This window comes from Flavobacterium sp., from assembly GCF_041392085.1.
Lineage (GTDB): Bacteria > Bacteroidota > Bacteroidia > Flavobacteriales > Flavobacteriaceae > Flavobacterium.
In genome coordinates, this window is sequence record NZ_JAWKMW010000014.1 from 1 (window position 1) to 25,461 (window position 25,461).

Annotated in this window: 22 protein-coding genes and 3 pseudogenes; 8 read left to right on the forward strand and 17 right to left on the reverse strand. The window is 35.1% G+C overall.

Going from position 1 to position 25,461, the window contains the following annotated elements; translation table 11 throughout:
• On the forward strand, positions 1-775 hold a 775-nt coding region (gene meaB / locus R2782_RS11855), incomplete at its 5' end, for a methylmalonyl Co-A mutase-associated GTPase MeaB (RefSeq protein ID WP_371268473.1).
• A gap of 7 nt (positions 776-782) precedes the next feature.
• Here the strand turns inward: meaB and R2782_RS11860 are convergent.
• The 7 genes from R2782_RS11860 to R2782_RS11890 all read right to left on the reverse strand — a co-directional run bounded on the left by R2782_RS11860 (position 783) and on the right by R2782_RS11890 (position 8,517).
• A complete protein-coding gene (locus R2782_RS11860) occupies positions 783-1,010 on the reverse strand; it encodes a hypothetical protein (RefSeq protein ID WP_371268474.1) in 228 nt (75 codons plus the stop codon).
• Positions 1,011-1,044: 34 nt separating this feature from the next.
• On the reverse strand, positions 1,045-2,226 hold the full coding sequence (locus R2782_RS11865; RefSeq protein ID WP_371268475.1) for an AIR synthase related protein: 1,182 nt from the start codon (positions 2,224-2,226) through the stop codon (positions 1,045-1,047).
• 73 nt (positions 2,227-2,299) lie between these two features.
• Entirely contained in the window at positions 2,300-3,055 is a 756-nt protein-coding gene (locus R2782_RS11870) for an OmpA family protein (RefSeq protein ID WP_371268476.1), read from the reverse strand.
• Positions 3,052-3,939 (reverse strand): OmpA family protein, encoded by an 888-nt coding sequence (locus R2782_RS11875; protein ID WP_371268477.1) that lies wholly within the window; start codon positions 3,937-3,939, stop codon positions 3,052-3,054. Before R2782_RS11875 ends, R2782_RS11870 begins: the two co-directional genes overlap by 4 nt.
• 379 nt (positions 3,940-4,318) lie before the next feature.
• Entirely contained in the window at positions 4,319-6,508 is a 2,190-nt protein-coding gene (locus R2782_RS11880) for a glutamine synthetase III (RefSeq protein ID WP_371268478.1), read from the reverse strand.
• 473 nt (positions 6,509-6,981) lie between these two features.
• The gene (locus tag R2782_RS11885; RefSeq protein ID WP_371268479.1) at positions 6,982-7,914 is read right to left on the reverse strand and encodes a calcium/sodium antiporter; all 933 of its coding nucleotides are present in this window, start codon (positions 7,912-7,914) and stop codon (positions 6,982-6,984) included.
• Between the two features lie 90 nt (positions 7,915-8,004).
• On the reverse strand, positions 8,005-8,517 hold the full coding sequence (locus tag R2782_RS11890) for a hypothetical protein (RefSeq protein ID WP_371268480.1): 513 nt from the start codon (positions 8,515-8,517) through the stop codon (positions 8,005-8,007).
• Between the two features lie 106 nt (positions 8,518-8,623).
• Between R2782_RS11890 and R2782_RS11895 the strand changes: the two genes are divergently transcribed.
• Positions 8,624-9,202, forward strand: coding sequence for a DUF1543 domain-containing protein (locus R2782_RS11895; protein WP_371268481.1), 579 nt, complete (start codon positions 8,624-8,626; stop codon positions 9,200-9,202).
• Complete coding sequence (locus R2782_RS11900; protein ID WP_371268482.1) at positions 9,189-9,332, forward strand: hypothetical protein; 144 nt, start codon at positions 9,189-9,191, stop codon at positions 9,330-9,332. Before R2782_RS11895 ends, R2782_RS11900 begins: the two co-directional genes overlap by 14 nt.
• 10 nt (positions 9,333-9,342) lie before the next feature.
• Here the strand turns inward: R2782_RS11900 and R2782_RS11905 are convergent, their stop codons facing one another.
• The 5 genes and pseudogenes from R2782_RS11905 to R2782_RS11925 form a co-directional block, all read right to left on the reverse strand.
• Positions 9,343-10,347 (reverse strand): metal-dependent hydrolase, encoded by a 1,005-nt coding sequence (locus tag R2782_RS11905; RefSeq protein WP_371268483.1) that lies wholly within the window; start codon positions 10,345-10,347, stop codon positions 9,343-9,345.
• 50 nt (positions 10,348-10,397) lie between these two features.
• Positions 10,398-11,417: pseudogene (locus tag R2782_RS11910) on the reverse strand (methylmalonyl-CoA mutase family protein); the annotation flags it as partial.
• Between the two features lie 1,615 nt (positions 11,418-13,032).
• Positions 13,033-13,278, reverse strand: coding sequence for a hypothetical protein (locus R2782_RS11915; RefSeq protein ID WP_371268484.1), 246 nt, complete (start codon positions 13,276-13,278; stop codon positions 13,033-13,035).
• A 697-nt stretch (positions 13,279-13,975) separates the two neighbouring features.
• Positions 13,976-15,439, reverse strand: a pseudogene (locus R2782_RS11920) (methylmalonyl-CoA mutase family protein).
• A 120-nt stretch (positions 15,440-15,559) separates the two neighbouring features.
• A pseudogene (locus R2782_RS11925) lies at positions 15,560-16,966 on the reverse strand (cobalamin-dependent protein); the annotation flags it as partial.
• Between the two features lie 333 nt (positions 16,967-17,299).
• Between R2782_RS11925 and R2782_RS11930 the strand changes: the two are divergent.
• Complete coding sequence (locus tag R2782_RS11930) at positions 17,300-18,010, forward strand: DUF4197 domain-containing protein (protein ID WP_371268485.1); 711 nt, start codon at positions 17,300-17,302, stop codon at positions 18,008-18,010.
• A 174-nt stretch (positions 18,011-18,184) separates the two neighbouring features.
• Here R2782_RS11930 and R2782_RS11935 read toward each other — a convergent pair whose 3' ends face one another.
• Positions 18,185-18,970, reverse strand: coding sequence for an alpha/beta fold hydrolase (locus tag R2782_RS11935; protein WP_371268486.1), 786 nt, complete (start codon positions 18,968-18,970; stop codon positions 18,185-18,187).
• Positions 18,971-19,061: 91 nt separating this feature from the next.
• Here R2782_RS11935 and R2782_RS11940 point away from each other — a divergent pair, with 91 nt between their 5' ends.
• Positions 19,062-19,241, forward strand: a complete 180-nt coding sequence (locus tag R2782_RS11940; RefSeq protein WP_371268487.1) for a hypothetical protein — start codon at positions 19,062-19,064, stop codon at positions 19,239-19,241.
• Here the strand turns inward: R2782_RS11940 and R2782_RS11945 are convergent.
• From R2782_RS11945 to prfA, 3 genes are all read right to left on the reverse strand, one after another.
• Positions 19,236-20,030 carry an ABC transporter substrate-binding protein gene (locus R2782_RS11945; RefSeq protein ID WP_371268488.1) on the reverse strand — a complete coding sequence of 265 codons (795 nt, stop codon included), beginning with the start codon at positions 20,028-20,030 and terminating at the stop codon, positions 19,236-19,238. The two genes, R2782_RS11940 and R2782_RS11945, sit on opposite strands and share 6 nt — an antisense overlap.
• Positions 20,030-20,845 (reverse strand): orotidine-5'-phosphate decarboxylase, encoded by an 816-nt coding sequence (gene pyrF / locus R2782_RS11950; RefSeq protein ID WP_371268489.1) that lies wholly within the window; start codon positions 20,843-20,845, stop codon positions 20,030-20,032. The genes R2782_RS11945 and pyrF overlap by 1 nt, the downstream gene beginning before the upstream one ends.
• A gap of 95 nt (positions 20,846-20,940) precedes the next feature.
• A complete protein-coding gene (prfA, locus tag R2782_RS11955) occupies positions 20,941-22,014 on the reverse strand; it encodes a peptide chain release factor 1 (protein WP_333696599.1) in 1,074 nt (357 codons plus the stop codon).
• A gap of 107 nt (positions 22,015-22,121) precedes the next feature.
• Between prfA and R2782_RS11960 the strand changes: the two genes are divergently transcribed.
• The 3 genes from R2782_RS11960 (at position 22,122) to R2782_RS11970 (ending at position 23,746) form a co-directional block, all read left to right on the forward strand.
• Positions 22,122-22,589: a DUF6265 family protein gene (locus R2782_RS11960; protein ID WP_371268490.1), complete on the forward strand. Its 468-nt coding sequence runs from the start codon at positions 22,122-22,124 to the stop codon at positions 22,587-22,589.
• An 85-nt stretch (positions 22,590-22,674) separates the two neighbouring features.
• Positions 22,675-23,145 carry a Na(+)-translocating NADH-quinone reductase subunit F gene (locus R2782_RS11965; RefSeq protein WP_371268491.1) on the forward strand — a complete coding sequence of 157 codons (471 nt, stop codon included), beginning with the start codon at positions 22,675-22,677 and terminating at the stop codon, positions 23,143-23,145.
• A gap of 160 nt (positions 23,146-23,305) precedes the next feature.
• Complete coding sequence (locus tag R2782_RS11970; RefSeq protein ID WP_371268492.1) at positions 23,306-23,746, forward strand: hypothetical protein; 441 nt, start codon at positions 23,306-23,308, stop codon at positions 23,744-23,746.
• 219 nt (positions 23,747-23,965) lie between these two features.
• Here the strand turns inward: R2782_RS11970 and R2782_RS11975 are convergent, their stop codons facing one another.
• Complete coding sequence (locus tag R2782_RS11975; RefSeq protein ID WP_371268493.1) at positions 23,966-25,429, reverse strand: aminoacyl-histidine dipeptidase; 1,464 nt, start codon at positions 25,427-25,429, stop codon at positions 23,966-23,968.
• Between the last annotated feature and the right edge of the window lie 32 nt (positions 25,430-25,461).

Consider the following 25,461-nt stretch of genomic DNA (forward strand, 5'->3'; position numbering starts at 1 on the left):
AGCTTTTGGAAAACATTTAACTTCGTTAGGGAAAAAAGTGGCCGTTTTAGCGGTTGATCCTAGTAGTAGTATTTCACAAGGAAGTATTTTGGGCGATAAAACCCGAATGGAAGAATTAGTAAAAGATGAAAATGCCTATATTCGACCAAGTGCTTCGGGTGACACATTAGGAGGAGTAGCTCGAAAAACAAGAGAAACAATAATTTTATGTGAAGCTGCTGGTTTTGACACTATTATTATCGAAACCGTTGGTGTTGGACAAAGTGAAACTGCAGTTCATAGTATGGTCGACTTTTTTTTACTTTTAAAAATTTCTGGTGCTGGTGACGAATTACAAGGCATCAAACGCGGCATAATGGAAATGGCCGATGCCATTGTCATCAACAAAGCCGATGGCGATAACATCAAAAAAGCTAAATTAGCCAAAACTGAATTTAACCGAGCTTTACATCTTTTTCCGGCAAAAAAATCGGGTTGGATGCCAACGGTTTCCACTTGCAGTTCGATAACCAAAGAAGGAATTGATGACGTTTGGAAAACCATTTCAGATTATTTAGAACTTACACAATCGAATGCCTATTTTCAAGAAAAAAGAAAAGACCAAAATCGCTATTGGATGATGGAAACCATTAATGAACAATTGAAAAATCATTTTTATACGCATCCTCAAATTACAAAACTCTTGGGCGAAAAGAAAAAAGACGTCCTAAACAATTCACTTTCACCTTTTGCAGCGGCTCTGGAATTATTAGATAAATATTTTAAAAAGAGTTAGTTACAATTTACTCCTCATATCGTTCCATTTCCCTATCATAAAATGCTCCTGCCAATTCAATTAGCTTTTCCATTTCGGTTTCTAATTCTTTTTCATCTTCTTCGTCAATTTCTTCAAGAAATTCGACTTCGTCGTCTTTTAAATTAATTAAAAAACGTGGATAATCTAAGTGAATGATAAAAATATCTTCAGGAAAATCAGTATTGTCTGCTAAAACGAATTTTGGTAAGTCCATATAGAAAAAAATATGAGTTATGAGTTATGGGTTATTATTTGTAATTGAAAGAGCCAAATTCACTAGAAATGGTCAGTTTTTTTGTTTCAGAAGCTTCTACTCTGCCAACAATTTGGGCATCAACATTGAATGATTTTGAAATATCAATGATATCGTTTGCAATTTCAGCCGAAACATACAATTCCATTCGATGACCGCAGTTAAACACTTGATACATTTCTTTCCAATCGGTTTTAGATTGTTCTTGAATCAATTTAAATAAGGGTGGAATCGGAAATAAATTATCTTTGATAATATGTAAATTGTCAATAAAATGTAAAATCTTCGTTTGGGCTCCACCACTGCAATGCACCATTCCGTGAATTTCTTTTGGCGAATATTTCTCTAAAATCGCTTTGATAATTGGAGCATAAGTTCGCGTTGGTGAAAGCACTAATTTTCCAGCATCAATTGGACTTTTTTCCACTTCATCAGTCAATTTTACTTGACCGGAATAAACCAAATCAGAAGGAACAGCCGCATCAAAACTTTCCGGATATTTTTCGGCTAAATACTTAGCAAAAACATCGTGACGAGCCGAAGTTAAACCATTACTTCCCATTCCGCCGTTGTATTCTTTTTCGTAAGAGGCTAGTCCGAACGAAGCCAATCCAACAATTACATCGCCGGGTTTAATGTTGGCATTATCAATCACATCACTTCGTTTCATGCGAGCTGTCACGGTAGAATCTACAATGATTGTTCTAACTAAATCACCTACATCGGCCGTTTCCCCTCCAGTGGAATGAATGGTAACGCCAAACGATTTTAACTCTTGAATCAATTCTTCCGTTCCATTGATGATGGCAGAAATAACTTCAGCCGGAATTAAATTTTTGTTTCTTCCGATTGTGGAGGAAATCATAATATTATCAGTTGCACCCACACACAATAAATCATCAATATTCATGATTAACGCATCTTGAGCGATTCCTTTCCAAACCGAAACATCGCCTGTTTCTTTCCAATATAAATACGCTAACGAAGATTTTGTCCCGGCACCATCAGCGTGCATTAAGAGACAATACTCCTCATCTCCGGTTAAATAATCGGGAACAATTTTGCAAAATGCTTTTGGAAAAAGACCTTTATCAATGTTTTTGATGGCATTATGCACATCTTCTTTGGCGGCAGAAACTCCGCGAAGAGCATAACGTTTGCTAGTATCAGAACTCATAGTTGTGTTGTTGTGTTTGGCAAAGATAGGATTAATGTGAAAAAGTAGCAATTTTAAAATGCATACTGAAGTGCTATTTTTCAAGAATCAGCATTTCAACTCTTCGGTTGGCAACACGTTCTTCTTCATTTTTTTCCGGTAACGGATAAATTGGTCTTGTAGAAGCAAATCCTTTGAATGAAATTCTATTTTCTGAAATTCCGTTAGACAAAAGAAAATTATAAACTGTTTTGGCTCTTTTTATGGAAATATCCTCTACTTCCACTTCTTTACAACAAATATGACCTTGAATTTCAATTTTTAACGTTGGATTATTGTTCATGATTTCAAGTAATTCATTCAAAATTGGTTTCGAATCAGGAAGCACCTCATCACTCATATTATAAAAATTCAATCCTTTCAACTTTAATAACTCACCAACTTTAGCATTTTTTACCTTTTCGGAAAAAGAATTTGTCGATGGTGTTTGAAAAAAAAACGAAACTTTTCGATTTTCATCTTGGTTTAAAGAAAAATCGAAATCTTCCCCAAAAGGAGTTCTTTCTAATTTATCAACAACTATTATTTTATTGAGTTTTAGAATAGTTTCGATAGTATGGATTCGTCGTTCGGCTAATTTATAATTGTAGGTTTTTGAATCTACTGTATCACAAAATCCTTCGATTTTATATACTTCTGCGGTAGGATTTTGTTTTATCCAGTGATTTAAAATTTGAATAGAATTTGAATTGGGATTGGCTTTGTTAAAATCAAAAAAAACATCAACTTTCTCTTGGGCTAGAAGTGGAAGAATAAAAAGTAGACTATATAAATAAATTAAAATTTTCAATTTTTGATAATTTCAATTTCTACTCGTCGATTTGCCGCTCTTTCTTCTTCGTTCTTTTCTGGTAACGGATAAATAGGTTGACTACTGCCAAATCCTTGATATGTTACACGTGAGTTTTCAATTCCATTCATTCGTAAAAACTGGCTAATTGCTTTGGCTCTTTGATAAGATAAATTTGTTCGGTCTGTTGCCATACAACATAAGTGCCCTTGAATATCGATGGAAAGCTCAGGGTTTTGTTGCAAAACGATGAGTAATTCATATAATTTTCCGCGACTTTCATTAACAATTGCAAACGTATTTAATTGAAAATTGAGATTATCTAATTTTAATTTATCTCCTGGTTTTGCCGCATCAACTTGTTGCATAAAAGCTACATCAAGATCAAAAGTTGATTCCGTTCCGTTCGGATTTTGAATAACAATGGCTTCCGGAAATTGTTTTTTTGGTTTGGGTTTTGGAGTGATTTCTTCTTTCTTGATTCCTAAAATTTCGTCTTCTCTGAGTAAATCTTTTGCTTCAATGTAGTAAATAGTTACTCTTCTGTTTTCTGCTTTATTATCTGAATGTTGGTGTAGTTTCCCGAAACTTCTGGTCTTAAAATCTTCACGAATTTTGACTTTATCTTTTACTAATTTATAAATAAAATCTACTCGTTTTTGAGCCAACGTATCATTAAAACCTATTGTTCCATCTTCGTCAGTATAACCGTTGATGGCAACGATTTTGACATCCTGGTTTTTTGATATCCAATCGTTCAACTTCTGAATTTCGGTATTTTTTAATTCAAATTTATTGGAATCAAAATAATAGGAAGTCTGTTCCTGAGCAGAAATACTTTTTGTTATAAATAAAAAAAGAAGCAAAAAAAGAACAGATTTCATGTTAAGCATTTTTAGGATAACGAAAATACAACGAAATAATTTTAAAACCTCCTTAAAAAAACAAAGTGGGATAACTTTCGTTACCCCACCCGCTTTAGTGTTAATTTGTTGGAAATTTAGTTTTGTTGTGATCAAAATCAAAAAAGATTTTGATGTAGTATTTTTGAACACAGAAAACTCACTGTTAAAATACCACTATACTTCCCACGATTATTTATTTAGATTTTTTATGCTTGGGGCATAATTTGCTATTTTCAAAACAAGCGTTTGTTTACAAAAGCAATACGAAAATATAAAATTATTTTAATAATCAATAATTTTATTTAAATAAAAGCTATTAAAACAAAAAAGCCACATTTAAAACGTGGCTTTTAAAATACTATCTTGTAAACAGTAACTCTCTATATTTTGTTAATGTCCAGATTTCGTCGTCAACCAAAAGTTCTAATTTATCACAATGTTCTCTTATGATTTCAAAGTATGGTTTTACTTTATCACAATACATTTCTGCCATTTTCTGAGCATCGGTTAACGCATTTGCTTTTTTACGAGCTTCGGTCATTGCCTCTACATTGGAATTAATTCCTTCGATATGTGCTGAAATTTCTTTGATTAAAGAAATTTGCTCTTTGGCAATTTTTTCAAAATCTTTTCCAAAGATTTCTTTTAAACCACGAACGTTTTCAATTAACGTATTTTGATAACGTATAGCGGTTGGAATTACGTGATTTCTAGCAATATCACCTAAAACTCTTCCTTCAATTTGGATTTTTTTGGTGTATTCTTCCAATTCAATTTCGTAACGAGCTTCTACCTCAACGTGGTTCATTACGTTTAATTCACTGAATAATTCCAATGCTTTTTTAGAAATTTTTGTTTTTAGAGCAGATGGAGTAGTTTTATGATTACTTAACCCACGTTTTTTCGCTTCTTTTTCCCAAGCCTCACTGTATCCGTCTCCTTCAAAAAGAATATTTTTGGTCGATTTAATGTACTCTCTCAACACATTAAAAATTGCTTCGTCTTTCTTTAAATCTTTTTTCTCGATTAAAGTATCTACTTCTTTTTTGAAATCTCTTAATTGCTTGGCAACAATTGAGTTTAGGGTAGTCATAGCGTTTGCACAGTTCGCTGAAGAACCAACTGCTCTGAATTCAAATTTATTTCCGGTAAAAGCAAATGGAGACGTTCTGTTTCTGTCCGTGTTGTCTAACATTACATCCGGAATTTTACCCACTACATTCAATTTCAAATCTGTTTTTTCTTCCGGTGAGAGTTTTCCTTTAGAAACACCTTCTAAATTCTCTAAAACTTTGGTTAATTGGTCACCAATGAATACGGAAATAATGGCCGGAGGTGCTTCGTTTGCTCCCAAACGGTGGTCGTTACTTGCAGTTGCAATTGAAGCTCTCAATAATTCTTCATATTCTTGAACCGCTTTAATAGTGTTGATAAAGAACGATAAGAATTGTAAATTACTCATTGGGGTTTTACCGGGCGACAATAAATTTACACCCGTATCGGTTGCCATTGACCAGTTATTGTGTTTACCGGAACCGTTAACTCCTTTGAATGGTTTTTCGTGAAACAACACTTTAAAATCATGGCGTTCTCCCACTTTAGACATTACATCCATTAATAATGAATTGTGGTCAACAGCCAAATTGGTTTCTTCAAAAATCGGAGCCAACTCAAATTGGTTAGGAGCCACTTCGTTGTGTCTTGTTTTAACCGGTATACCTAATAACATACATTCTTCTTCCAACTCTCTCATGAAAGCCAATGCTCTCGAAGGAATAGAACCAAAATAATGATCATCTAATTGTTGTCCTTTAGCTGAAGTATGCCCTAAAAGTGTTCTTCCTGTTAATGTTAAGTCCGGACGAGAGTTTGCTAAAGCAGAATCCACCAAAAAGTACTCTTGCTCCCAACCTAATGTAGCTGTTACTTTTTTAACATTCTTATCAAAATATTTACATACGTCCGTTGCTGCTTCGTCAACTGAGTTCAATGCTCTTAACAAAGGTGTTTTATAATCTAATGCCTCACCTGTATATGAAATAAATACCGTAGGAATACACAATGTTGTTCCGAAAATAAATGCCGGCGAAGTTGGATCCCAAGCCGTATACCCGCGAGCCTCGAAAGTATTTCTAATTCCACCATTTGGGAAAGAAGAAGCATCTGGTTCTTGTTGCACTAATTGTCCACCACCAAATTTTTCAACCGGGTCTGAACCATCGTATGAAGTCTCAAAAAAGGCATCGTGCTTTTCAGCTGTTGAGCCAGTAAGTGGTTGAAACCAGTGCGTATAATGCGTTACACCTTTTGACAATGCCCATTCTTTCATTCCTAAGGCAATGTAATCTGCTAATTTTCTGTCAATTTTAGTTCCGTGCTGTACGGCATCTTTCACTCCTTTATAAGCATCGGCAGTTAGGTACTGACGCATCGCTTTGTCGTTGAACACATTAGAACCAAAAAGTTCTGATTTTCTTCCTGATTCATCAAATTTTACAGGTTTTCTGTTTGATGCATCGTTTAATGCTTGGAAACGTAAAGTTGACATAAAATTGTTTTTAAAGGTTTAACCATGTTATTTTACGGTGCAAATATATTCAAAATTTATTTTAAATCAATCATACCCCTATTTTTTTAGGGGTAAAATCTATAAAATGTAAAAATAATCGATTAATTGTGAGTGAATTTTGAGAGATTAGTAGTTTGAAGATGATTTTGTTTCAGGTTTCAAGTTTCAAGTTTCAAGTTTCAGGTTTCAGGTTAATGCCTATTATTCTTCTCATTTCATAATTTAAAACAATAAAGAAAAGGTTAAAAATGTATGATATTTTTTAACCTGAAACTTGAAACTACTTAAAACCACTGCTCCCTTAGCCCGGATAGTAGTGTAAACCCCACAAGACGAAAAGGTAATTTTTCTTGGCTTTTTGGGGCGTCCAAAGAAGCCATGAAAAAGCCGTAGAAAAATAGCTTTTAGGCTGAGGAGTTGTAACGGATAGCCGGATTAGCTTCTGAAAAAAATTAAGCAAATGTGAGATAGACAAACAAAATATAACCTGCCAACAATATTACTCCGGCTTTTCTGTCAAGAAATCCTTTTTGGGGCAGATAGACTAAAGGCAATAAAATGAAAGCAAACCCTAACATCCAGAAAATATCAAAAGAAAGCAAACGGTTATCGACTAATTTAATTGGGTGAATAATAGCTGAAAGTCCAAGTACGGAGAGTATATTAAATATGTTAGACCCCAACACATTTCCGATAGAGATTGAACTTTCTTTTTTGATGGCAGCAATAAGAGAGGCTGCTAACTCCGGTATACTAGTGCCGATAGCTACTACCGTTACAGCAATAACTCTGTCTGAGACACCAAACGCGTGTGCAACATTGACAGCTCCTTTGATTAAAAACTCTGAACCTCCGTACAAAGCAGCTCCACCAATGACAAGAAATCCAATCACTTGGTACATTTTCATAGTTTCTTCGAGTGGTATCTCCACCTCATCCATATTATTATTGGATTTGATAAGATAAATTACAAAAGTTATAATTAAACCAAACAGAATAAATCCGTCAATTCGGCTAATTTGTCCATCAAAAAGTAACATTCCATACAGCAATAAAGAGCTCATCATCATAGCCGGCCAATCGATTTTGAAAAAGGAATTATCAACTTGCATTTTACTGATAATCATCACAATACCGAGAATCAAACCAATGTTCGCAATATTAGAACCAACAACATTACCCAACGCAATATCGGGAAAACCATCGATAGCCGATTTAACACTCACTATCAATTCAGGTGCTGATGTAGCAAAAGAGACCACTGTCATTCCGATAACAATTTTGGATATATTGAGTCGAAGTGACATTCCAACTGCAGCTTTGAGCAACCAATCGCCACCTAAAACCAAAAGAACCAACCCTACAATGATAAAAAGATAATCCATAACTACCGTTAAAAGTGTTGCGAAATTAGGAAAATTATACGCATAAAAAAAGGTCTTCGAAAAGACCTTTTCAAATTTATTTTGACTTTATTATCGTTCAGCTATCTGCTTTACATCAGCTTCTGAAAGACCAAGCATTGTCATCACTTGATTGTAATCGTTAAAATCTGCTCTAAAATTAGACCCATAGCCTGGAATAATTACCACTCTAAATATTTGATTTGTTCGAACAGAAGTGGATAGTCCTGCTAAATCAAAACCTTCCATATAAAAAAGCACATCTGAACGTGTGAAATCATAATTATAAGCATGACTTAATGTTCCGTCTTCAAAAAAATGATACTCCGGACATAACTTCCAAACGTCTTGACCGCCATCAACCGCAATCAGTCGGTAAATCAAAATTTTATCAGCTGGTAGTGTTGGTGGATTTAAAAATATTTGAAACTCAAAATTATTTTGTGGGGTAAAATTAACGTTTCCTACTTCGATCACTTCTGCTTCAACGGTATAGCCATCTCTACCTGCCGGACCCTCAGGGCCTTCGCAACTTTGTAATGTTATCATCCCGATTAACATTAAAACGAATGTAATTTTTTTCATACTTTTAATTTTTACTGATTAATGATAGTAAGTTCTTTCCAATACTCATGCCAAAGTTATTTTTTTTGAGCCATTTACCCTAATTTATTTTTTCTTACTTTTGAAAATGAAAGAAAACCAAACCCTTTTTATGGTTATGCTGGGTGCTACTCCACCCGGAAGATTGACCGAACAACACGATATTTTTTTTGGAATAGGTGAAAGTTTAAAAGTATTAATTCCCGACATGAAAGCCTTTTGGCCGGAAGCAAAAGGCAAAATTCATATTGATGCGTGGCGAAAAGTGACTTGTGTTGAGGATTATACAATTGAAGTTATATCTCGCGACAAAAACATTCACAACACCGAAAAATTATTTTTCATCAATCTGGGTGGTTACAAAGAAAATGAGTTTGAGGAATACCATTATAAAGTAATAACCGTTGCTCAGAACAAAACCGAAGCCATCAAAAAAGCCAAAGCCACTTCGTTCTACAAACATTGCGGTTTTAAAGGAGCTACTTCTCACATTGATGACAAATATGGTGTGGATGTTGATGATATTTATGAAATTGAAGATATTTTATCACCACAATTTAAAGAAAAATTCCAATTGAAAATTTCTAAATCGGAATCCAATCAAAAAGATGTTCTGGAAATTGGTTACGTAAAAATTGATAAATTATTGAAAGATGGGCAGAAATAATCCGAAAAACATCAAAATTCATAACGACAAGTTGCACAAAGAACAAGCCAAGAAAAAAGAGAAGGAAATGGCGAGAAAGGAAAAGTTGAAGGCGATTGTGAAGAAGTTTAATAGTGATGAAAGCTTGTAACCAACTTATATCAATTTCCTTGTAATCGCACCCATAATTTCCCCAACAATTTCTTCGCCTGTGCCCTATTTTTATTGGGTAATTCTTTGGCTTTGATTTCCCCATTTTCTTCCGTAATGTGATAACTGAACGAAAACTGCATGTCGTTTTTATCCGCATTCATCACCCCAAAACGCAAATCGTTAAAAAGCAATTGATTTTCTTTTTGCGTGATGCAGTACCAGCCTTCTGAAATTCGTTTTAATTGTTGAATGACGGCGGCATCTTCAATGTTATTTATCAATTCTTTTTGGGTGGGAATGAATTGAAATTGAATCGGTTTTGTATCAAAAAAAGAATAATCGCCGATGTAATATCCGTTATCAACTTTAATATTGGTTGTCCATAAAATAATGTTGAACGGCGTTGGTTTGACGACAATTTCCTGAAAGGTAATGTTGTCTACTTTTAATTGCTTTTCAAATTTATTGGTTACAATCGATTGTACTAAAAGCGTGAAAAACAAATACGATGTACTCACAATTAATCCCGTTCTATTCCAAAACATTCTTTTGGGGTCTTGTTTATTTTTCTTCATGGAAAGAATTAGAAAAAACAAAAACGGCAACGTATACATGGGATCAATCACAAAAATGGATTGCAATGAAAACCGGGTTTCCAACGGCCAAAACAACTGCGTTCCCCACGTGGTAAACAAATCGAGTAAGGAATGTGTTTGCAAAATAAGGAACGAAAACAGCGTTGCTTCTTTGAAATGTACTCCTTTTTTATGTTCCATCTTCTGTAAAATCCATCCTAAAATGGGGGAAAGAAATAGAAAAAGTAAAGTAGAATGACTAAAACCACGGTGAATTTCAGTAGCCGTTAACGGGTCTAACAACTTTCCATACAACACATCCAAATCCGGCATCGTTCCGATGATGGCACCATAAAGAATGGCTTTGTTGCCGATCTTCTTACCAAGCACTTGATTGCCCACTGCGGCACCGAGAACGATTTGACTGAGTGAATCCATAAGTTTAAAAGAAAATACATAAATAAACTCACATATTTTCAATAATTAGTTTACATATTCCTTCTATACTGCCCACCCACTTCAAACAACGCACTCGTAATTTGACCTAATGAGCAATATTTAGTGGCTTCCATCAGTTTTTCAAAAATGTTTTTGTTTTGGATTGCGGCTTCTTGCAGGTTGTTCAATTGTTCTTTTACCTTTTCGGCGTGCAGTTGGTGTAAGGTTTCCAAGGTTTTAATCTGGAATTGTTTTTCTTCTTCGGTGGCACGAATTACTTCCGCCGGAATCACCGTTGGCGAACCTTTTGAACTCAAAAACGTATTCACCCCAATAATCGGGAATTCACCCGTGTGTTTTAAGGTTTCATAATACAGTGATTCTTCTTGAATTTTTGAACGTTGGTACATGGTTTCCATCGCACCCAACACACCACCACGTTCCGTGATGCGGTCGAATTCCTGTAAAACGGCTTCTTCCACCAAATCGGTTAATTCTTCAATGATAAACGAACCTTGTATAGGGTTTTCGTTTTTGGCTAAACCTAATTCTTTGTTGATAATCAACTGAATCGCCATCGCACGACGCACCGATTCTTCGGTTGGTGTGGTGATGGCTTCGTCATACGCATTCGTGTGCAACGAGTTACAGTTGTCGTAAATCGCATACAACGCTTGTAACGTCGTTCTGATGTCATTAAAATCAATTTCCTGAGCATGCAATGAACGTCCCGAGGTTTGAATATGGTATTTCAACATTTGAGCTCTTTCGTTGGCTCCGTATTTATGTTTTAAAGCTTTTGCCCAAATTTTTCTTGCCACACGACCAATCACGGCATATTCCGGATCAATTCCGTTAGAGAAAAAGAAGGATAAATTAGGGCCGAAATCGTTAATGTTCATGCCACGACTCAAATAATATTCCACGTACGTGAAACCATTTGCCAACGTGAACGCTAATTGCGTAATCGGGTTTGCCCCTGCTTCTGCAATGTGATACCCCGAAATAGAAACCGAATAGAAGTTACGCACATTCTTTTGAATGAAATATTCCTGCACGTCGCCCATCAAACTAAAAAAGATTATCCGCAATTAAAGAAGGTTACGAGATTACTGCTGAAAAACAAAAATTATTTTATTGGCAAAATAAAATCAGAATTACTGAATACTCTTTTTGATAGAATATTTTATGAAAGGACAAGAAGATTTACGAAATAATAATATAGAAAATGCAATAGATAATTTTATCACATCAATTACATTGAATAAAGAAAATAATTTCTTTCCAATTGCATTAAGAGCAATAGCTATTCAAAAGCTAAATTATATTCTCAGGCAATAAATGATTACAAAAAGTTAGAGAATATAACGATTAATGATAATTTAGCAATAGGAGATTTTTTATATTTTAACTGAGGAGTTACTTTTGAAAAAATGGAAGATTTTTCAAAAGCATCAAAAGACTTTTATAAGGTACATGAATTCAAACGAAAACGACAAAATTGCCTTGATGAAATTTTATAAACCAGACTTTAAGTGGAAATTATAAATCCGCAGTGTTAGCGTTTGAATTTTAATTAACAGATGATGACATTAATAATTCGAACTACAAACATTTACTAAAGGCGATATTTTTTACAAAGCTTTATCATACTATGAAACTAATGATTTAGAATATGCAATTTTAAGTACTTTTGAAAAAGCAAAAATTTATTCAAAGAGTATATCCTAGATTAGCTTTACCATATTTTTATTTAGGTAAAATATTTGAAAAGAAAATGAACTATAAAATCAGTAGAAGAATATTTAACATTTATCGATATTAACAAAAATGAACAAAATTACTTTATGTATGATATTAATTATGGTAAAGCTAATGAGGTTTATTTGTCTTTATCTAAAAATCCATCAAGAAAATGAAAATTATGAATTGTCCACAAAATATATAAACATTTTAATAGAGAGAGAACCCAAATTGCCAAATTCATACATTACTAGAGGTTTAAATTATTATTACAAAAAGGATTTAGAAATGCAAAAAGTGATTTTGTAAAAAGTTGTGATTTAGGATTAAATCAAGGATGTAATTAATAGAAAAATTGAGAAACAATAATATACAAAAAGATAAAATAAAAAATCCAATTATATAACTGGCGGATATAAAACTAACAAAATTTTAGAATATAAATACAATACTTTAAAAAGAATATGAATTAATAAGCGAATTAAATATTCAATCAAAGTTATATTTTAACATTGATGATTATTTTTTTAAAAGAGGTGAAAATAAGTGGCTATACCTTTGGACTTATCAAAATTATGATGAAACATCACAAAGACATTTTTTATTTAGATAATTATGGACAAACTATAACATTCGACAAAGACTATAAAACTATAAACTTGGTATTCAACTGAAATCAATAATGTTTATCAAAAAATTATAATCTACACCGAATTAATAGAAGATAAACTATTATTCCAGATAATTAATTAGAGCTAAAGATTTTTTTAAATATGCTGACCTATTTTCCCTGCAGCGTCACGCTGGTATCCAAAAAACAATCAACTTTTACTATCTTATGCATCCAAACTTTAGTTGATAAAAATGGCTGTGAAAGTCAACTTTCTCAACTGTGGTGAATCTATTGTATTTCAAGAATCAGACAAACTCCTTCAATAGTTTTTAACTGTTTTTTTTTACCATATTATCAACATCTGACTCTTTTAAATTCCACGCCAAATTAAAATGCTTTAAAATATCTAAAATATCTTCAGGAGAGTTCACTTCAATAAAAACTTGTGTTTCGTTAATAACACAATCTTTTAATTGACACAAATCAAATTTTAAAACCTTATCTTTAGAATAATTCCTAAGATTTAATTGATTCCAAACATTTTTTATAATAATGCTAAATTGAGAAACATTCATAAGTTAATTTTTTTATAAAGATAAAAGAAAATTTTTAAGATGCAAAGTACTTAATCCTAGTATAAGTAACCATCAAAATCTTTTCAAAAACTAAACTTGCCCATCGAATGTCTCTGACCGCTGCTCTTCCAAATGTCTCTGACTTCGAAACAAATAATAATTCCTTATTAAGAAATGACACAGCCTCTTATTAACAAGAACAAAAAAAAGGACAACTCCCGTCGTCCTTTTAAAATCATATAAAGTTATATTACATATTCCTCCCATACTGCCCACCCACTTCAAACAACGCACTCGTAATTTGTCCCAGCGAACAATATTTGGTGGCTTCATCAGTTTTTCATAAATATGTTTTTGTTTTGACGGCGGCTTCCTGCAGATTGTTCAACTGCTCTTTTACCTTTTCGGCGTAGCTGATGTAAGGTTTCCAAGGTTTTAATTTGAAATTGTTTTTCTTCTTCAGTGGCACGAATTACTCTTGCCGGAATCACCGTGGGCGAACCTTGGAACTCAAAACGTATTCACCCCAATAATTGGGAATTCAATTGCAGTGTTTCAAGGTTTCATAATACAGTTGATTCTTCTTGAATTTTAGAACGTTGGTACATGGTTTCCATCGCACCTAACACACCACCACGTTCTGTGATGCGGTCGAATTCTCAGAAACGGCTTCTTCCACTAAATCGGTTAATTCTCTTCAATGATGAACGAACCTTGACTGGGTTTCGTTTTTAGCTAAACCTAATTCTTTGTTGATAATCAACTGAATCGCCATTGCACGACGCACCGATTCTTCAGTTGGTGTGGTGATGGCTTCGTCATACGCATTCGTGTGCAACGAGTTACAGTTGTCGTAAATCGTATACAACGCTTGTAACGTCGTTCTGATGTCATTAAAATCAATTTCCTGAGCGTGCAACGAACGTGTCCCGAGGTTTGGATATGGTATTTCAACATCTGAGCTCTTTCGTTGGCTCCGTATTTATTTTTTTGGTTGTTTCTTTGCCCAAATTTTTCTTGCCACACGGCCAATCACGGCATATTCCGGGTCGATTCCGTTGGAGAAAAAGAAGGATAAATTAGGTCCGAAATCGTTGATATTCATGCCACGACTCAAATAATATTCCACGTAAGTGAAACCATTCGCCAACGTGAACGCCAATTGCGTAATCGGGTTTGCTCCTGCTTCTGCAATGTGATAACCCGAAATAGAAACCGAATAGAAGTTACGCACATTCTTTTGAATGAAATATTCCTGCACGTCGCCCATCAATCGAAGTGCAAATTCAGTGGAGAAAATACAGGTGTTTTGTGCCTGATCTTCTTTTAAAATATCGGCTTGCACCGTTCCGCGAACTTGTGCTAAGGTTTTCATTTTAATATCGTTGTACACTTCCATCGGCAACACTTGGTCTCCGGTTACGCCTAAAAGCATCAAGCCTAAACCGTTGTTTCCTTTGGGAAGTTCTCCGTTATAGCGAGGTCTTTCGAAACCTTTTTTCTTGTAAATTTCGTTGATTTTTTCTTCCACCTCATCTTGCAAATTGTTTTCCAAAATGTATTTTTCACAATTTTGGTCGATGGCAGCATTCATAAAAAAGCCCAATAACATTGGAGCCGGCCCGTTAATCGTCATACTCACCGAAGTCATCAGATGACTTAAATCAAAACCGGAATACAACTTTTTGGCATCATCCAAACAACAAATGGAAACTCCGGCATTTCCAATTTTCCCATAAATATCCGGACGATGATCCGGGTCATTTCCATACAAGGTTACCGAGTCAAATGCAGTGGATAAACGCTTGGCGGGCATTCCCAAACTCACGTAATGAAAACGACGGTTGGTTCGCTCCGGTCCGCCTTCTCCGGCAAACATTCGGGTGGGGTCCTCGCCTTCTCGCTTAAACGGATACAATCCGGAAGCAAAGGGGAATTCTCCGGGAACGTTTTCCTGTAAATTCCATTTTAAAATATCGCCCCACGCTTGGTATTTGGGTAAGGCAACTTTTGGTATTTGCGAATGCGAAAGGGATTCGGTATGCGTTTGAATTTTGATTTCTTTGTCGCGAACTTTAAACGAATAAATCGGGTTTTTGTATTTGTTTACTTTTTCGTCCCAATTCAAAATGATTTCCCAATTGAAAGGGTCGAGGTTCATTTTTACTCGGTCGAATTCTTTGGTTAGTAAACTCAAAAATTCTTGATTGGTTGAAGATTGAGCCGCTTGCAGTTGCTCTTCATTCAAGCCGTATTTGGTTAAACCTAATGTATTGATATGACCAACCGATTCGATGGTTTTATAAATGCCGTATAATTTTTGAGCGACTCCTACTTGTGATAAAACGGTTTCGTCATACTTGCGGTTATTCTCTGAAATTTCAGAAAGGTAACGCGTTCTGTGTGGCGGAATGACGAAAATTTTCTCGCTCATCTCACGTGTGATTTCGAAGGTAGATTGCAAATCCGCTTCTGTTTTTTCGACGATTTTGTCTATCACTTTTTTATACAACGTATTCATTCCAGGATCATTAAACTGCGAAGCAATGGTTCCGAAAACGGGTAGCGAATCTAAATCGGCATCCCAAAGATTGTGATTTCGTTGGTATTGTTTTTTCACATCACGTAGAGCATCGAGTGAACCTCTTTTGTCGAATTTGTTAATGGCAACCAAGTCAGCAAAATCCAACATATCGATTTTTTCCAATTGGGTTGCGGCACCGAATTCAGGTGTCATCACGTATAATGAAACATCAGAATGTTCTAAAATTTCAGTATCGCTTTGACCAATTCCGGAGGTTTCCAAAATAATGATGTCGTATTGGGCTGCTTTGAGCACTTGAATGGCTTCGGCAACATATTTGGATAACGCTAAATTCGACTGACGAGTGGCCAACGAACGCATGTAAACGCGAGGGTTATTGATGGCGTTCATTCGTATTCTGTCGCCTAACAATGCTCCACCCGTTTTTCGTTTGGATGGATCGACGGAAATTAATCCGATTGTTTTTTCCGGGAAATCGATTAGAAAACGACGCACTAATTCATCCACTAATGATGATTTTCCGGCTCCACCTGTTCCGGTGATTCCGAGAACGGGGATTTTGGAAGTTTCGTTTTTCTTGTGAATGGCATCGAGGGTTTCTTTAGCAATATCCGGAAAATTCTCTGCGGCAGAAATCACCCTGGCAATGGCTCTTGGATTTTTTTCTTCCAAGTGATTCGCTTCACCATTCAAATTGTCGCCAATAGGATAATCAGCTTGTTGGACCAAATCATTAATCATTCCTTGTAAACCCATGGCACGTCCGTCATCGGGAGAATAAATTCGGGTGATGCCGTATTCGTGTAATTCTTTGATTTCTTCAGGAAGGATTACGCCTCCTCCACCACCAAATATTTTGATGTGACCGGCTCCTTTTTCTTTGAGCAAATCATGCATGTATTTGAAATATTCGTTGTGACCACCTTGGTAGGATGTCATGGCAATGGCATTGGCATCTTCTTGAATAGCCGTGTTTACAACTTCTTCCACACTTCTGTCGTGACCAAGATGAATCACTTCTACACCAGTGGCTTGAATGATACGACGCATAATGTTGATGGCAGCATCGTGTCCGTCGAAAAGGGATGCGGCAGTTACAATTCTTACTTTATTTTTAGGAATATAAGGAGTTGCTTGTTCCATTGATAATAAAATGATGTTTTTGAGGGTGCAATTTACGGAATTAATAAAAAATATTATGTTTTTTTTGTTTCAGGTTTCAAGTTTCAAGTTAATGATTTTTGCTTCAGGTTTCAAGTTTCAGGTTTTAAGTTTGATTTTGGTGCGGAGAAGAAATTTTTGTGTGGTTTTTTATCTCACAGAAAACACGGAAAGCACAGAAAAGAATGCTTCGCAATAAGTCTTTTATGGAAAATGAACGCATCAACTTGAAACCTGAAACCTGAAACTTATCTGCCCCAACGCTAAAAAAGGCATAGTAATTGCTTATTTTTGACACATTAAATTTTATCTACTATGAAAAAAACAATTTTATTTTTATGTGCCTTTACTTTTTTTAGTTGTGCGGAAATGCAACAAATTGCTGCTCAACTTCCTCAAACCAGTGGTATACTCGGCAATGCCGATATTGCTAGCGGACTGAGAGAAGCGTTGAACAACGGAATCAACAAACAAGTTTCGAAATTGACCAAAACAGATGGTTTTTTTAAGAATGAAGCAGTAAAAATTTTACTTCCTGATGAATTAAAAATGGTTGATTCCCGATTGCGAGCTATTGGTTTATCGAGTTTGGCAGATGAAGGTTTGAAAGTTTTGAATCGTGCTGCAGAAGACGCTGTTAAAGAAGCCACTCCGATTTTTGTAGATGCGGTGAAGCAAATGACATTTAATGATGCGAAAAATATTTTGATGGGCAATCAAACGGCGGCCACCACGTATTTACAGAATTCGACTTCTACGGCGTTGTATGGTAAATTTAACCCGGTTATTAAAAATTCGTTTGGTAAGGTGGGAGCTGATAAAGTTTGGGAGAATATTATTACGCGATACAATTCTATTCCATTGGTAAAAAAAGTAAATCCTGATTTAACCGATTACACCACAAACAAAGCGATGGAAGGTGTTTTTAAAATGATTGCCGTAGAAGAAAAAGAAATTCGCACAAATTTGAGTGCAAGAAGTTCTGATTTATTGAGAAAGGTTTTTGCAATGCAGGATAACAAATAGAAGTTTCAGGTTGAAATATGAGATACCTAAATTTTTAATAATCAATAACATATATATAACAAATACTTAACACCAACTCTTCAAATTTCTTCCGATATTTGTATCATAAAAGTTTGTTTGGTTAGAGTTAGTTAGTAAGAAAGAAAGTCAGTGATTGAGACCGCTGACTTTTTTTTATGCTTTTGATTTTAAAAAAGAAATTACTTCTACGTTAAATTGATTTGGTTGTTCCACGTTCACTACGTGTCCACAGTTTTCTATTACAAATAATTCTGCTGTTTTATTGTGTTTTTCAACCACTTGTTTTACAGAAGGTAAAAACATATAATCTTCATCACCCATCACATAAAGGGTAGGAATATTAATTTCAACTTGACGAAACCATCGAAGAACCGGATTAATTTCGGCTGTTAATTTAAACCATTTGATAAATTCTTTTTGATACAACTTTTTAGCTTCATTGATAAAAAGTAAACGAGATTGTTTGTGTTTTTTTTTCGGCATAATCACAAATGCAAAAAAGCGATACAATAGTAAATATGGCAAAAGGTATTTAAAAATATTTCCTAAACGCATCAGAATTTGGGACCTGAAATTCATTTTTAAAATTGCTCCTCCCATAATCATCGATTTTACCCGATTAGGATGCATTTCTGCCAATTGCCTGATCACAATGGTTCCGAGTGAAATACCAACAAAATGAGATGATTCTATTTTTAAATGATTGATTACTTCGTGAACATCTTGAGCAATCGATTGAAACGTATACCTTTGTTTGAATTCGTTTTTGAAAGTGGGTTTAGACTCGCCGTGTCCACGCAAATCAAGCAACAAAACATTGAAATGCTTCTGAAATGCCCTGATTTGTTTATACCAAATAGAAGAACTTCCGCCGGCACCATGGACAAAAGTAACCCATTCTGAACTGTTCTTATTTTTATAAACTGTATGCGCAATCAATACTGTAAGTTTTGGGCAAAATTAGTCTTTTTATCCACAAAATCAATCTTAACAAATCTTAAAGAAAAATTAATCATTTAATAATGTATCTTTGTCAAAAGAAATTTCAACCCCAATGAAAGGCGTATTTAAAGAAAATAAAGACTTGGTTTTTTTAAAAGAAGAGTTCTCAACCTTCATAAAAAAGAAAAAACAAAATCCAAGTGATAAAATAAAAAAAGCTTCTACTCCGCAAAAAGAGGAACTCGTTTTTGATGAAGTTGAACTATAGTTTTTGATGAAGTTGTTTGAAATAGTTAAACGCTTTCAATAACCGACTTCCATACCAAGAGAACATTTCCCCATCTACAAAAATTGTTTTAGCGTGGTGTGTATGTCTACCTATTTCAAAAGCATGTTCATCTTTAAACGGAAACGGTTCTGAGGATAAAAAAACAATTTCCGGGTCACCTTCTTTTCGAATTTTTTTCAATTCAATTTCGGGATAACGTCCTTTTTCTTCATAAATATTTTGAAAACGATTCAACCTGAGCAATTCATTGATAAAGGTTTCTTTACCGGCTACCATATACGGATTTGCCCATATAAAATAAGCCACTTTTCGAAAAGGTTTATCCTTGATAAATTGTTGAAAATCATTGTACGCAAAAGTAATTTTATCGTTCCATTTTTGAGCTTCCGTGCGTTTGTTAAAGAGCTTTCCAAAATCTGAAATCATCTGAAAATTGTCTTCAATAGTAACAATATTGGTCACCCAAACCGGACAAATTTTACTCAATTCGTCGACAATTTCTTTTGTATTTTCTTCTTTATTGGCAATGATGATTTCGGGCTGAAGGGCTTTTATTTTATCAATTTTCACTTGCTTAGTTCCGCCAACTATTTGTTTGGTTGCTTTCAAATGTTTGGGATGGACACAAAATTTGGTGATGCCCTCGATTTCCTCTTCCAATCCTAAATCGTATAACAATTCCGTTTGAGAAGGAACGAGGGAAACGATTCGTTTGGGAGTGGCTTTGAAAGTATGTTCGACTCCTATTTGGTCAACAAAATTCAGCATTATCTCTTCAAAATTTCTTCCATCTCCTTTTGCAACTTCAACGCTTCTGCTCTTGCTTTTTCAGCAAAATCAGTTCCATTTGAAGCATAAATAATACCACGGGAAGAATTGATTAACAAGCCAATATTGTCACTCATTCCGTATTTACAAACTTCTTCCAAACTTCCGCCTTGTGCTCCTACGCCGGGAACTAAAAGAAAACTATCGGGAACAATTTTTCGGATTTCAGTGAAATAGTCTGCTTTTGTTGCCCCCACCACATACATCAAATTTTGACTGTTTTTCCAGGTTTTGGAAGTTTCTAAAACGTGTTTATACATTTCCTTTTCACCGGAAAGTTTCGTTTGAAAATCGAATGCACCTTCGTTGGAAGTTAAAGCTAATAAAATCGTATGTTTATTTTCAAAAGCCAAAAACGGTTCTACTGAATCTTTTCCCATGTAAGGAGCAACCGTAACCGAATCAAAATTCAAATCTTCTAAAAAAGCTTTGGCATACATGGTCGAAGTGTTGCCGATATCGCCTCGCTTCGCATCGGCTATGGTAAACATTTCAGGATAATTTTCGTTGATATATTGAATTGTTTTTTGTAGGGATTGCCACCCTTTTAACCCATATGCTTCATAAAAGGCGGTATTGGGTTTATAGGAAACACACAAATCATGTGTAGCATCAATAATGGCTTTGTTGAATTCAAAAATAGGATTGTCAGTAGCTAAAAGATGTTTCGGAATTTTAGTCAAATCAACATCCAAACCAATGCATAAAAATGATTTTTTTTGCTGAATTTGTTCAATAAGTTGTGGGGTGGTCATCGTTCTGGTTTGTTACAAAGTTCTCAAAAAAATATGAATTATTGGGTGTAAAAAAAGCCCAACATTTAGAGTGGGCTTCTTGTGATTTATTTGGTTTAAAATACTTCCGATTCTTTTAGTTTTTCAGTATTCGCTACCAACTGTAATTCGTCAATCATTTTTTGGATATTTCCGTTCATGAATCCGTCTAAGTCAAAAATACTCAATCCAATGCGGTGATCGGTAATCCGACCTTGAGCATAATTATACGTACGGATTTTCGCCGAACGGTCACCACTACTCACTTGTGACGTACGCTTAGTCGCATCTTCCGCTTGTTTTTTGGCCAATTCCAATTCATACAAACGCGAACGCAAAACCGTTAACGCTTTGTCTTTATTTTTATGCTGCGATTTTTCGTCCTGACATTGAGCTACTAATCCGGTTGGAATGTGCGTCATCCGAACAGCAGACTTTGTCGTGTTTACCGACTGACCACCTGGACCTGACGAACAGAAATAATCAATTCGCACATCATTCATATCGATTTGAACATCAAACTCTTCCGCTTCAGGTAAAACCATAACGGTTGCTGCTGATGTATGCACTCGTCCTTGTGTTTCCGTTTGTGGAACTCGCTGTACACGATGAACGCCTGCTTCAAATTTCAAAGTTCCGTACACATCTTCTCCGGTAACTTCAAAAATAATTTCTTTGAAACCTCCGGCTGTTCCTTCGTTCATATCTACTACAGAAGTTCTCCAACCTTTGCTTTCACAATATTTGGTGTACATTCTGTATAAATCTCCTGCAAAAATGGAGGCTTCGTCGCCACCGGTTCCGGCACGAACTTCCACCATCACATTTTTAGCATCTTCCGGGTCTTTCGGGATGAGCATGAACTTTATTTCTTCTTCTAATTCAGGAAGGCGTTGTTTGGCATCATCCAATTCCATTTTAGCCATTTCCACCATTTCGGCATCTGAACCATCAGCAATAATTTCGTTGGCTTCTGCTATATTTTGGGTTAAACGGATGTATTCTTCACGTTTGTCTACCAACCCTTTTAAGGTTTTGTATTCTTGGTTCAATTGCACATAACGCTTCTGATCGGCAATCACATCCGGTTGAATAATCAAGTCGGAAATCTCGTCGAAACGTTGTTTTACATATTGTAATCTGTCTAACATAGTTGTAGTACTCTATTTTGGAGTGCAAAAGTACGATTTTTTGTTTCAAGTTTCAAGTTTAACATTTCAATGTTTTGTTGTAGTATTGTTTAGCAAAATCTTTGGTTATGAAAAATAAAATTTACGTCCTGTTTCTACTTGCAATTTGCTGTTTTTCTTGTGAACAAAAATCAGCAACTTACGCAGAATTAGAAAAAGTCAACTGGTTTTTAGGTCGATGGGAAAACAAAACGCCTGAGGGAATTTTCTCCGAAGAATGGAAAATAGAAAATGACTCTGTTTTGGTAGGTGAAAGTTATTTCATTAACGGAAAAGACACGTTATTTGCCGAAACTGTTCGATTGAAACAACAAGAGAATGATTTATTTTATATCGTATCCGTTCCTAATCAAAATGAAGAAAAACCGGTAGCGTTTAAATTAACCTCTTCCACTTCAGATTATTTAGTTTTTGAAAATCCCGAACACGATTTTCCCAAAAAAATTACCTATAAACTAGTCAACAAAGACAGTTTGTATGCAGAAATTAGTGGTAATGGAAAAAAACAAGGTTTTCCGTTTAAGAAAGTACATTAATTTTTTGTCCTGAAGAGTTAACGATTGTTCCATTGATGGTTTATGAAATTATGCTTAAATTTGATTGTATTCAAACTATTACGTCATGGAAACTTCAAAAAGATTTAATGAGGCTGTCAATAAATTGTACAAAGCATTTCACGAAAATAACTTAAAACCTTTGTCTTTTCAGCATTGTGCTGTGGGAACGATTTTAGACCACAAAACGTATTGGAAAGAGTTTTCAGATGCTAATGGCAGCTTACAATTAAACTATGTTGGATTAGTTCACCAGCGACTGGAAAGAAAATTCAATGGTTATTCCCCATTGGAATTATTGGAAATTGAAAAAACGTTCTTGCAAGCGTGTGGATATCAGCTTCCCCTTCACCACACCACTTTTTCCTCAAAAAAGGTAGGCAAAAAGGTTTTATTTAACGGTTTAGAAGCCGTAATCGCTTTACTCTGCAAATTTGACAACATTCCAAACGTGATGGATTGTAGTAAGTTGTTTGATTATGATGGAAAGGAAATTTATTCTTTGCAAACAAAGTATCAAGATTTGGAAAGTGTTTAATTGTTCAAGATTTTCTGATTTTTGATTGGTGAATTGGTGGTTTTTTTGTTGTTGAAGTTTATAAAAACTGTCACTATTCTATTATTTTTGGTAAACAAAAAATTGATTTTATCAGACATATAAACCATTCCGCAGCAACCGTATAAAAATCCCTTGAATTATGAAGATATTTATTTCAACTTTCTTAATCCTTTTTTTTCAAATTTCAATCGGGCAAAATAAAAGTTTCAATGAACTTTCTGATAGTATTAATAATAGTCAAATAGTAGTTACGACTGGGCGTATTTGGGGTGCTGAAATGAGAAGTAAAACTGGTGATGAAATTGTTAAACTTGGAAAGAAAGTAACACCTCAATTGATTTCTTTATTAACTGATAATGAAAAAGGAATAATTGCACATTTTATTTTAACTGAGATTTGGAGAAAAAAAATTGGCGAGGTTATATCTAGTGAAGTTATTGAAGGTAAAAAACTTTATATTGTTTACAATCAACTAAATCTTTTTTTAAAAAATGAAGAATCATTTTACTCTAGAGAAGAGGATTTAAATGAAAACAAATTAAGATGGGAAAGTTTCGTTCAAAACAAAGGCAGCTGGTAACATCCGTTTCAAGATATTGTCGAGATTTTAGATAAAGTATGATCTTTATTACACGAAGAAATATTATCATGGTAATTAGAACTTAGTTAGCTTAGATCGACAAGATTATTAAGCGTAGACACGTTCAAAAAAATTGTTAATAGCTACTCCATTACTAAAGTACAAAACAAAAAAATCCCGACTCACATCGGGATTCTCTATTTTCTATATTCCATATTCTCACCCTTTCAACGGAATATTCTCCAAAATCTCCATCACAAATTTCCAATATTTTTGTGCCGATGAAATCGAAGCTCTTTCATCCGGAGAGTGAGCTCCGTGAATCGTTGGGCCAAACGAAATCATATCCATATCTGGATAATTGGTTCCCAAAATACCACATTCTAAACCGGCGTGACACGCTACAACATTGGGTTTTGTTCCGTTTTGTTTTTCGTAAATATTGACTAAAACATCCAAAATGGGTGAATTTACATTCGGTGTCCAACCCGGATAACTTCCGCCAAAAGTCACTTCACAACCCATTAATTCAAACGCAGAACGCAAGGCATTTGCTAAATCAAATTTAGAGGTTTCCACCGAGGAACGAGTCAAACATTGCACAGAGATTTGTCCGTCTTTCACAGTTACTTTCGCAATATTATTGGAGGTTTCCACCAAATCAGCCATATCAGCACTCATGCGATACACACCATTATGAGCCGCATAAATCGCACGAATTAATCCTTCTTGAACGCCTAATTCCATCACTTTTTCAGGCAACTCGGATGCGGTGATTTCAATGGTTAAATTAGGTTCCGTGGTTTTAAATTCTCTTTTAATATCGTCAATCACTTCTTGCATATCCAATTGAAATGCTCCTTCATAAATCGCCGAAATAATCACTTTTGCTACACTCTCTCTTGGAATGGCGTTACGCAAACTTCCTCCATTAATTTCCGCAATTTGCAAACCGAAATTTTCAAAACCATCAAACAACAAACGGTTCATGATTTTGTTGGCATTACCCAAACCTTTGTGAATATCCATCCCCGAATGACCGCCTTTTAAACCTTTTACGGTTATGATGAAAGCTAACGAATTTTCAGGAGTTCCTTCTTCTTGATAATTTCGGGTTGCGGTTACATCTACTCCACCGGCACAACCGATGTCAATTTCATCATCTTCTTCGGTATCTAAATTCAACAGAATTTCTCCATTCAGCAAACCTCCTTTTAAACCCATTGCTCCTGTCATTCCAGTCTCTTCGTCAATGGTAAAAAGGGCTTCAATGGCCGGATGCGGAATGTCTTTGCTTTCTAAAATCGCCATGATAGTCGCCACGCCTAAACCGTTGTCTGCTCCAAGAGTCGTTCCTTTAGCACGCACCCAATCGCCATCCACATACATTTCGATGCCTTGCTTGTCAAAGTCGAAAGTCGTATCGTTATTTTTTTGATGCACCATGTCTAAATGCGATTGCATCACAATGGTTTTTCTATTTTCCATACCCGGAGTAGCCGGTTTTTTGATGATGACGTTTCCGACGGCATCTTTCATGGTTTCTAAGCCTAATTGCTTTCCGAAATCCATCATAAAAGCAATTACGCGTTCTTCTTTTTTAGACGGACGAGGAACAGCGTTTAAGTCGGCAAATTTATTCCAAAGTGCTTTGGGTTCTAAGTTTCTGATTTCTTGGTTCATTTTTTCTGAATTGCTGAGATTCTGAGTTGCTA

Bases quoted from the DNA above. Each gene is read 5' to 3' on its own strand.
- R2782_RS11875 (WP_371268477.1), bottom strand. From the start codon at position 3,939: ATGAAATCTGTTCTTTTTTTGCTTCTTTTTTTATTTATAACAAAAAGT.
- prfA (WP_333696599.1), bottom strand. From the start codon at position 22,014: ATGTTAGACAGATTACAATATGTAAAACAACGTTTCGACGAGATTTCC.
- R2782_RS11880 (WP_371268478.1), bottom strand. From the start codon at position 6,508: ATGTCAACTTTACGTTTCCAAGCATTAAACGATGCATCAAACAGAAAA.
- R2782_RS11960 (WP_371268490.1), top strand. From the start codon at position 22,122: ATGAAAAATAAAATTTACGTCCTGTTTCTACTTGCAATTTGCTGTTTT.
- R2782_RS11915 (WP_371268484.1), bottom strand. From the start codon at position 13,278: ATGAATGTTTCTCAATTTAGCATTATTATAAAAAATGTTTGGAATCAA.
- R2782_RS11975 (WP_371268493.1), bottom strand. From the start codon at position 25,429: ATGAACCAAGAAATCAGAAACTTAGAACCCAAAGCACTTTGGAATAAA.
- R2782_RS11890 (WP_371268480.1), bottom strand. From the start codon at position 8,517: ATGAAAAAAATTACATTCGTTTTAATGTTAATCGGGATGATAACATTA.
- R2782_RS11865 (WP_371268475.1), bottom strand. From the start codon at position 2,226: ATGAGTTCTGATACTAGCAAACGTTATGCTCTTCGCGGAGTTTCTGCC.
- R2782_RS11965 (WP_371268491.1), top strand. From the start codon at position 22,675: ATGGAAACTTCAAAAAGATTTAATGAGGCTGTCAATAAATTGTACAAA.
- R2782_RS11895 (WP_371268481.1), top strand. From the start codon at position 8,624: ATGAAAGAAAACCAAACCCTTTTTATGGTTATGCTGGGTGCTACTCCA.
- R2782_RS11970 (WP_371268492.1), top strand. From the start codon at position 23,306: ATGAAGATATTTATTTCAACTTTCTTAATCCTTTTTTTTCAAATTTCA.
- R2782_RS11930 (WP_371268485.1), top strand. From the start codon at position 17,300: ATGAAAAAAACAATTTTATTTTTATGTGCCTTTACTTTTTTTAGTTGT.
- R2782_RS11945 (WP_371268488.1), bottom strand. From the start codon at position 20,030: ATGCTGAATTTTGTTGACCAAATAGGAGTCGAACATACTTTCAAAGCC.
- R2782_RS11860 (WP_371268474.1), bottom strand. From the start codon at position 1,010: ATGGACTTACCAAAATTCGTTTTAGCAGACAATACTGATTTTCCTGAA.
- R2782_RS11885 (WP_371268479.1), bottom strand. From the start codon at position 7,914: ATGGATTATCTTTTTATCATTGTAGGGTTGGTTCTTTTGGTTTTAGGT.
- pyrF (WP_371268489.1), bottom strand. From the start codon at position 20,845: ATGACCACCCCACAACTTATTGAACAAATTCAGCAAAAAAAATCATTT.
- R2782_RS11905 (WP_371268483.1), bottom strand. From the start codon at position 10,347: ATGGATTCACTCAGTCAAATCGTTCTCGGTGCCGCAGTGGGCAATCAA.
- R2782_RS11900 (WP_371268482.1), top strand. From the start codon at position 9,189: ATGGGCAGAAATAATCCGAAAAACATCAAAATTCATAACGACAAGTTG.